This is a genomic window from Plantactinospora sp. GCM10030261 (assembly GCF_042666615.1).
In the GTDB taxonomy this organism is placed as follows: Bacteria; Actinomycetota; Actinomycetes; order Mycobacteriales; family Micromonosporaceae; genus KBS50.
The window spans coordinates 260,908-267,905 of record NZ_JBHTDD010000007.1 but is presented as its reverse complement, the minus strand read 5'-3'; the positions used below and the strand labels follow the sequence as shown (position 1 = coordinate 267,905).

Below are 6,998 nucleotides of genomic sequence, written 5' to 3'. Positions count from 1 at the left end.
CGGCCGGTCCCGGGGGGTGAACCCACCACGGCGCCGGACCCGGTGTAACGACCTCGACCCCCAGGCGATTCCCTCGGGGGCCGGCCCACGCCCCGGGCTCATCCGCCCGCCGAGCGCGCTGCTACCTGGCCGTACGGGGGATGTAACCAACCGGCGCCCGCCCGCATTCCACCCCCAGCGTGCCCCCGGTCACGGTCAAACCACCCACGCAACCGACAACCGGACGGTCGCCGATCGCGCCCCGGCCCACCATGCGCTCGATCATCTCGATGTCGGCGAAACAGGGCTATCCGACGCGCTCCAACCCCCCAACATCACCGACAAAGCGTTGATCAAGTTCGGCGGAGCGGGTAACGGGGGTCACCGGGTCAGTGCGGCAGTTCGGCGGCGCAACAGGCCTCGCCCTGGCTGGCCAGCAGTCCCTCGAAATCCCGGGACTTGATCTTGAATCGTCCGCTCTGTCCCCAGTTGTCGCCCCACGAGTTCTGGAAGAGGTAGGCGTCCTCGGCGTCCAGCCGATCGAGCATGAGGTAGCAGTGGCCGCCCTGCACGCTCCCGGTCGGCTTGACGTATCCGTCGCCATCCGGCGTGAACATGTCCTGCGTCCATTCCGTGCCCACCACGACGGTTCCCTGCGCGTTGATCCATTCGTCGATTTCGGTGAGGTTGTCGGCGAATCCGAAGGCGGCGACCCGGCCACGGTTCCGCAGGGCCAGGGCACCGGAGCGGACCGTCGAACCGTTCTCCTCCCCTGGTTCACCGTCAATGATCTTGCACTCGTAGTAGAGCGCGTGCGCGTCCGCGTTCTGGTACGTCCCGGGGACCGGGGTGGCGTCCACCCAGCCGGCCCAGCCGAACCCGACGCAATGCCCGGTGTCCCCCTGGTCCAATTGGATCGGCAGTTCCCAGGCGGGAGCACGATCCGTGGGCGCCGGCGGTGCCGGCTCCTGCTGCTTTTTCAGCCAGCGCCAGAAGACCAGGTAGGAGCGCCAGTCAGTGAAGTACGTCGTCTCCGCAAGGACCTGCTCGATGGTGCTCTGCCGGATCGAGTCCGGCGGCTCGGCGATCTCCAGGAGCCGACTCAGGCTCCAGTCCCGCGGATCCGGGCGGTAGATCCGCCCGAGTAACCGTCGATCGGCCACCCCACCGGCACTGCGTCGCGGCGGGTCGACCGCCAACCGCCTACCCTCTTCCATGACGGCCTCCCTCCGGCCGCCCGCGCCGCGCCCGCGACACGGGTCAGCCTCACCTTGCGCCCGGAACGGGCACGGACGCAGTCTGTTAAGCGACTTGTGCCCCGTACGGGTGCCGAGGAATTGCCTGGCGACCAGGGTCGGATGGCCGTTAGGTTGGTCGGGCCATGCGAGACGTGATCACGTTGCCCAAGCCTCATCTGCACGTTCATCTGGAGAGTGCGGTGCGCTTGTCGACACTCGCGGAGATCGGTGCCGACAATGGCGTCGACCTGCCCGCGCACCTGTCGGACGGCGGTTACGCCTTCACCGACTTCGCGGACTTCTTCCAGCAGAACGACCTGGTCCGGCGCTGCCTGCGCCGACCCGAGGACTTCCGCCGGATCGCCGCCGAGTTCTGCGCGGACCAGGCCGCCGACGGAGTGCGGTACGTCGAGGTCTCCTTCACCGCCGCCGCGCACGGCGAGCGGCTGGGGGACCTGGAGATGCCACTCGCCGCCGTCCTGGCCGGTCTCGCCGAAGGGCAGGCGGCCCACGACATCACCTGCCGGGTCATCCTCGACCACTCCCGCCGCCGGTCGGTGGAACGCGCCTGGCGGACCCTGGACCTGGCCGTCCGGTACGCCGACCGGGGTGTGGTGGCCGTCGGGCTGGCGGGCGACGAGGCGTACCCGGTGGACCCGTTCGTCGAGGTGTTCGCCGCGGCCCGGGACCGTGGGCTGCGGATCGTCCACCACGCGGGCGAGGCCGCCGGAGCCGACAGCATCCGCCGGGCGGTTGCGGCCGGTGGCGCCGAGCGGATCGGGCACGGCATCCGGGCCGTCGACGACCCGGACCTGATGGCGTGGCTGCGCGACCAGCGCATTCCACTGGAGGTGTGCCCGTCGTCCAATGTGGCGCTCGGGTTCGCCGCCTCACGGGGGACCCATCCGCTGCCGCGGCTCGTCGAGGCGGGCCTGCTGGTCACCCTGAACACGGACATCCCGGCCATGATCGGCACCACGCTCAGTGCGGAGTACACGCACCTGCGCACCGGGCTCGGCTGGTCCGACGAGGCACTCGCCGAATTGGCCCGCGCCGGGACTGAGGCCAGCTTCGCCCCGACCGTCGACAAGCGACGGCTGCGCGCCGGCATCGACGACTGGCTGACCGGTCGGTCAGCCGGTCAGTAGTCCGGCCCGGACCGGCCGCGCCACGCCGACCGGACAAGCCCGGACCGGCCGCGCCACGTCCAGACGACGGCCGGGTGTGGGTTACCCCGTGACCTGGGGACGACCTGGACATTGCTGCTTTCCGGGCAGCCGTGGGTGACCCGGGTGGTGGTGGACCCCCGGTTCGCCGGTCGGGTGTACGTCACGCTGTCCGGGTACCGAGCGGGGTCGGCCGGGGACTGCCGCTGGTCCCGGTGGACGACATCGAGTACGACGGCACGAACGACCGGCTGGTGGCGGCGACCTTCGGCCGTGGTCTGTACCGGCTGACGGTGCCGCAGCCGGCGCCCTCCACGGTCGCTGACCGCCCGCACAGTCTGTTCGATGTCGTCATTCCGACCTCGACGGTCCGCCGAACGTCCGATTCCGGTAAGCATTCGGTCACGGGAAGCTACGCGAATCATGTTCGCTTGGAGGTGCGGTGTGACGTCCCGTGTGCGGCGTGTCCGAGGTGTACGGAGGGCGGCGGTCCTGGTGCCGTCGCTTTCGATCTTCGCCATCCTGCTGGCGGCGCCAGCCGGGGCCGTCCTGGTGCCGCCGCCCGAGGTCGGCACCCTGGCCTCCACGAACCCGTCGAACATCACGCCACACGCCCGCAACGGCGAGGCGCGGGCATTCGCCGAGATCGGCGACACCGTCTATGTCGGAGGGACGTTCACCCAGGTCCGAACCGCCGCCGACGCCACCCTGGTGACCCGGAACTACCTGTTCGCCTACGACCGGGACACCGGCGCCCTGCGCGCCTTCGCGCCGGCACTGAACGGGGCCGTGAACGCCCTGGCGACCAGCCCAGACGGGAAACTGATCGTCGGTGGGGCGTTCAACACCGTGAACGGGGTCAGCCGGCGTAACCTCGTCGAACTGGACCCGGTGACCGGCGCCATCGTGGACTCCTGGGAGGGGCGGTCCGACGGCGGCAACGTCCGCGCGTTGAAGGTGCACGGCAACCAGTTGTACGTCGGGGGCGCCTTCAACTGGCTCAACGGGGTGCAGCGCAACGGGCTGGCCCGGCTCAACGCCACGACCGGCGAGCTGGACCCGGCGTTCGTCATCAACGCCACCGTCGGCAGACACAACACATCCTCGTACGTCTGGACGCTCGACGTCTCGGCCGACGGCGGCACGCTTGTGGTGGGCGGCAACTTCACCCTGCTGAACGGCCTGGGCCGGAACCAGGTGGGGCTGGTGGATCTGGCCGGGACGCCGACCGTGGCGGACTGGAGCACACACCGGTACGTCCCGCCGTGCGCCTCGCCGAACACGTTCGTGCACTACGCCCAGGAGGTCGAGTTCTCCGACGACGGCAGCTACTTCGTCATCGTCAGCAACGGCGGCGGTGGCTGGCCGACGGCGTACTGCGACGCGCTGGTGCGGTACGAGACCGCCACCCGGGGCAGCAACCTCGACGCCACCTGGATCGACTGGACGGGGAACGACTCGATCACGTCGGTCGAGGTGACCGATAATGTGATCTACCTCGGCGGACACTTCCGCTGGCTGAACAACCCGAACGCGAGCGACCGGGACGGGCCTGGCGCGGTGGACCGACTCGGCATCGCGGCCGCCGACCCGAGCAACGGCATGCCGTTGAACTGGAACCCCCGGCGCAGCGGCGCCCCTGCCGGCTACACGGCATGGGGGTCGACGGTGCCCGTGTTGTGGCGCGGCAGCACCGGCGTCTACTTCGGCCACAACTCCGACGGGATGGGCGGCGAGTACCACGGTCGGCTCGGAATGTTCCCGATGGCCGGCGGGCGCACCGTACCCGCGTTGGACGCGGCGAAGGCCACCCCGGGCTACCTCTACCTGGGCACCGGCCCGAACCAACTGACGAAGGTGCCGTTCGCCGGCGGAACCCTGGGCGCGGCAACCGTGACCAGCCAGCCCAATCTGACCTCCACCGGGGTGACCATGCGGGTGTCCGACAAGCTGTACTGGGCCAGCGGCAGCCAGCTGGGGATCTCGTTCTTCACCGGCAGCACCGTGGGGGCGCCCTGGTACATCGGCTACAACGACTGGTACAACCCGTCCACGCTCACCGGCGCGTTCTACCTCAGCGGACGGATGTACTACACCAAGCCGGGCAGCAACACGTTGTTCTACCGGTACTTCGAGCCGGACGGCTACATCGTCGGGGCGAGCGAGTTCACCCTGCCGACCACCGGCGTCACCTGGTCCACGGTGCGCGGCCTCGCGTACGCCGACGGGTCGGTGCTGTTCGGCGGCACGGACGGCGCGTTGCGCGCGGCGCCGTTCGATCCCGCCGCCCCGGTGGCCGTCGACGGCGCGTCGGCTGTGCTGCTCGCCGCCGCGACACCGGAGCTGACCTGGTCGAGTCCCACGCTCTTCTTCAGCAACCAGTGACGACGCGACACGTCGCCGACCGGCCGGTCGAGGGTGCCCACCCTCGACCGGCCGGTGCCCGACCCGGCGACCTGCCGACCAGCCTCCCGCTGCGCGCCGCCGCCCGGCTGCTCCTGACCGTCCGGCGGACCTGGTACCGGGTCCGCTATCCGCGCCTGACGCTGGGCCGCGACGTCCGGATCCGCGGTCGCATCCGGCTGCGCCGCGGGGTCCGGGTAACCATCGGTGACCGCACCCGGATCAACAAGCTGGTCCGCTTCGCCGGCCCCGGCGAGGTGGTGATCGGCGCGGACTGCCTGCTCAACGCCACCTGGATCGGGTGCTGGACGACGGTGACCGTCGGGGACCGGTGCCTGCTCTCGAACTGCGAACTGGTGGACAGCACCTTCCACAACCTGGATCCCGCCCGCCGGCACGACCCTCCGTCGCCGAGCACCCGCGCTCCGATCGTCCTGGAGGAGAACGTGTGGGTCGGCGGGGGCGCCCTGGTGATGAAGGGAGTACGGGTCGGCCGGGACAGCGTCGTGGGGGCGGCGACCGTGGTTCGTACCGACGTGCCACCGCGGGTGGTGGTGATCGGAAATCCGCAACAGATAGTCAAGAGGTTTGATGATTGACACGACCGACGTGACGGTTGGGCGACGTGCCGTGACGCTCAGCGACCTGGTCCGTATCCCCCTGCGTCGTTGGCCGACGGTGCTGGTCACAGCGGTGATCGGGCTGCTCGCCGGGTTCGCCTGGCTGTGGGTGGTGCCGGCCAGCCACGAGGCTGTCGCGGTGGTGGCGGTCCGACCGGTGGTCGCCGACCCGTTCAGCTACCCCGGGCCGGGCGCCGACCGGACGGTCAACATGAACGTCGAGAACGGCCTGGCCACCGGGACCGAAGTGATCAACGCCGTCGCCGCGACGACCGGCCGAACGCCTGCCGTCGCGCGCGCCGGTCTGCAGGTGGAGCTGCCGGTCGGCAGCCAGGTGCTGCGGTTCCTCTACACCGGCCGGAGCGCCACCGAGGCGGTGGACGGGGTGAACACGGCCGCCCGGACCTATCTGGAGGTGCGCGGCGGACTGTACGAGAAGCAACGCGCCGCGCGGCTGGCCGCGTACGACGCCGCCATCAAGCAGGTCACCGACCGGCAGGCGGCGGTGCGCGGGAGCCTGCCCGGCAGCGCCCCCCGCACCGGCTCGACGCCGCCTGGCGTGACCGCCGCGGTGGAGCAGCTGCGGGCCCTCAACGAGGAGCTGGCGCAGCTCAACCAGGAGCGCGCCGCGGTCGCCGCGGTGGACACCACACCTGGCGCCATCACGCAGATCGCCGACCAACCCAGGTCGTCGAGTGACGACTCCGCGCCGATCTACCTCATGGTGGGCCTGCTCGGTGGTCTGCTGGCCGGCGCCATCGCCAGCTACGCGCACGAGTCGGTGGACCGGCGAATCCGGTCGATCCACGAAGCCGAGGAGATCGTCGGCCGGGCCGCGCTCGCCGTGGTGCGCCGCCCACGCCGGGCGGACGACCGCCCGGACACCGATCTGCGGTACGCCGCCCTCGTCCTGGCCGAGCAGCTCGACCGGAGTGCCCGTCCCGCCGTGCTCTTGTCGAGCCGGGCCGGCGAGGGTCGGGACCGGCTGCTTACCGGCCTGGCCGCGGCGCTCGTCGACCAGGGCTACGGGATCCGGGTGGTGCACGCGGACGAGCGGCTCAACTCCGCGTCGAACGGCGTTCCGGTCGCCTCGGCGGGCCGCGACACCCGGTCGTTCGACGAGTCGGCGGGCCGGCCGCGCGGGTCGGCACCGGTCCCGCGTCCCGCGCCCGGTGCACGTCCGGCGCCCGGTCCGCGTCCGGCGCCTCCGGACGATCGGGAAGCGTTGACAACGGCGGCGCGTCTGCTGCTGGAGGAGGCCGGGTCCGATCCGGCGGAGCGGACCGACCGGGCGGCGACCCGGCCGGGCGCGCCGACGCTGGTCCTGGTCGACGCGCCCCCGGCCGAGTCCGACGAACGCGGAGTCCGGGCGGCCCGGGACGCGACGGCGGTGCTGGTGGTGGCCCGGGACCGCACCCGCACCCGGGAACTGCACCGGCTCACCGAACGACTCCGGCTCACCGGTGCCCGAACGCTCGGTTTCGTCTTTCTCACCGGCCGCCGCTGATGGTCGATCCACCGCCGCCCGTCCGTCGGGCCGATCCACCGCCCGCGGTCCGGCCCGACCCGCCCCGATTGCCGGTGTGGCCGCT

At 71.3% G+C, this 6,998-nt stretch carries 5 protein-coding genes; 4 read left to right on the top strand and 1 reads right to left on the bottom strand.

Annotation, left to right across the window (positions count from 1 at the left end; genetic code table 11):
* Positions 1-368 precede the first annotated feature (368 nt).
* Entirely contained in the window at positions 369-1,196 is an 828-nt protein-coding gene (locus tag ACFQUZ_RS11695) for a C1 family peptidase (RefSeq protein WP_377441132.1), read from the bottom strand.
* Between the two features lie 164 nt (positions 1,197-1,360).
* On the opposite strand from ACFQUZ_RS11695, the gene add reads away from it, so the two are divergent.
* From add to ACFQUZ_RS11675, 4 genes are all read left to right on the top strand, one after another.
* Positions 1,361-2,365: an adenosine deaminase gene (gene add / locus ACFQUZ_RS11690; RefSeq protein ID WP_377441129.1), complete on the top strand. Its 1,005-nt coding sequence runs from the start codon at positions 1,361-1,363 to the stop codon at positions 2,363-2,365.
* A gap of 441 nt (positions 2,366-2,806) precedes the next feature.
* On the top strand, positions 2,807-4,768 hold the full coding sequence (locus ACFQUZ_RS11685) for a WD40 repeat domain-containing protein (protein WP_377441127.1): 1,962 nt from the start codon (positions 2,807-2,809) through the stop codon (positions 4,766-4,768).
* Between the two features lie 89 nt (positions 4,769-4,857).
* Complete coding sequence (locus ACFQUZ_RS11680) at positions 4,858-5,385, top strand: acyltransferase (RefSeq protein WP_377441144.1); 528 nt, start codon at positions 4,858-4,860, stop codon at positions 5,383-5,385.
* Positions 5,378-6,913: a lipopolysaccharide biosynthesis protein gene (locus ACFQUZ_RS11675; RefSeq protein ID WP_377441125.1), complete on the top strand. Its 1,536-nt coding sequence runs from the start codon at positions 5,378-5,380 to the stop codon at positions 6,911-6,913. The genes ACFQUZ_RS11680 and ACFQUZ_RS11675 overlap by 8 nt, the downstream gene beginning before the upstream one ends.
* The last annotated feature ends 85 nt before the right edge of the window (positions 6,914-6,998 follow it).